A 1,944-nucleotide genomic window follows, 5' to 3' on the forward strand; every position below is an offset into this window, starting at 1 on the left:
CCACCAGACCACCCAGCAGGCCCAGCGCCAGGATGTACGGCCACCAGCCCAGCCCTTCGCCCGCCTCGCCCGTGGCGTGCGGTGCCGCGGCCTGCGGCTTCGGGGCCGCGGCGGAAGAAGTGCTGGGGGACGCGCTCGCCGAGGCTGCGGTCAGGACGACGTCGTTGCCGTCGCCGCCGCGGTAGGTGATCCGGTAGGTGGTGTCGGCGAGTTCGAGCCGCGTGCCCTCCTTCAGTCCCTCGAAGGCACCCGTGATCCTCGAAGCACCCCTGTTGTCCAGCACGGTGATCTCACGGGCCGGGTCGGTGCCGGCGGCGGCGAGGTCGAGCAGGCCGGACAGCCGTACGGGACCGTTCACCTTCAACGGTCCTTTCCCCAGTACCAGTTCACCCTTCGCGTTCTGCGTGTATGCGCCGGAGACGGTGAGCCCGCCCCCGACCACGCCGTCATTGGTGACCGGTCCCCGCACAGTGCCCTTGCCGGACAGTGAGGAGGTCACCCGCAGGCCGGCCGCACCCGCGTCCAGCCGTGCGCCGGTCGAGGTGAGGCGGATTCCCTTGCTGTGGGCGAGCGTTGCCCCGCCCCGCAGGGCGAGCGTGCCCCTGCGGACCGTCGTCGTCCCCGTGTACGTCACCGCGCTTCCGGTCAGTGTCGTGGTCGCGGTACCCGCCTGGACGAGGGACCCGCTGCCGCTGATCCGTGACAGGACCAGGGACTTGACCCTGTTGCCGAGCACCAGCGAGCCGTCGTTCACGAGCCGGAAGAGGCCGCCCCCGGTGTAGAGCCCGCCATCACCGCCCGGCCTGCCGCTGCCCAGGCGGAGTACGGCGCCCTTCTCCACGGTCGTGGAGCCGTCGTAGTACTGGACGGCCGCGAAGGTGACGTCGTTGCCCTTCGTGCCCTTGATGACGACGTCACCCGCGCCGGGCGCGGACAGGGTGTCGTGGAAGCGGCCGCCGCCGATGGGGGCGCCCAGGGTGACCGGCCCGTTGTAGTCGAAGGTCAGCCGTGAACGGGAGCGCGCGGCAAGGAGGTTGATGTACACCGTCCGGGCGGTGCCCGGCATGAAGATCCTGCTGGTCGTCCCGTCGCCCCACTGGACGTCGGCCCCCTTGATGTTGGTGCCGCGCTTGTTGACGTTCTTGGGGGCCGGCGTCCAGTTCAGGGCGGGGTCGCTGAGCGAGGGGTCGGTGTCGCCGCCTTGGTCCGACCAGCTGTACTGGCCCGTGAGGACCACCTTGCCGCCCGGCCGGGACTGCACGTTGATGTCGCTGCCGTACTCGCGCTGGTAGAAGTCCATCCGCTGGGTGACGGTCTGTCCCAGCGGGGTGTCGACGGTCCAGGTGCCCTGGTTCAGCACCTTGCGGACGTTCGGCAGCGCGGTCGCGTACTCGGGCCGCCCCGCCTCGGTCTGCGTGCCGTTGTCGACGACCCCGGAGAACGGACCGGATGTCAGGTCCCAGGTGCCCCACAGGAAGCGCGGCTGGGTGATCAGGCCGGAGCCGCTGACCGTGCCCAGGTTGTAGGCGCTCCGCAGGGCCAGCCGCAGGGTGCCGTCGACCCGGATGTTGTCCTGGTTCAGCCGGAACGCCGGTGTGCCGTACGGGAAGTGGCCGATCAGGCCCGTCGTGCCGCCGTCGCCGTACTGCAGGGTGGCCCCGCGCGCGACCGTGACCGCGGGCGGGTCCGGGCGGGTCGTGGTGACGTACGGGTGATTGCCGCCCAGGGTCCGCACGGACTGCCGCCGACGGGACGTGGGCAGCGTGAAGTCGCTGTCCTTGGTGAGGATGAGCGTGCCGGTGCCGCGCACGGTGAGCGTGCCCTCGCCGCGGAAGACCCCGCCGTACCGCGTCGTCCCCGGGGGCACGGTGACGACGGTGTCGCCGCTCAGGGTGACGTCCCGGCCCGCGAGGACATCGGCGGTGACGTCCCGGACGCCGGTGG

At 71.6% G+C, this 1,944-nt stretch carries 1 protein-coding gene; it reads right to left on the minus strand.

Annotation, left to right across the window (positions count from 1 at the left end):
• Positions 1–1,944, minus strand: a 1,944-nt coding sequence (locus tag EHS43_RS43550; protein WP_125195941.1) for an autotransporter, incomplete at both ends; no start/stop codon positions are given.

Origin of the sequence: Streptomyces sp. RP5T, from assembly GCF_003933965.1 — a bacterium.
In the GTDB taxonomy this organism is placed as follows: domain Bacteria; phylum Actinomycetota; class Actinomycetes; order Streptomycetales; family Streptomycetaceae; genus Streptomyces.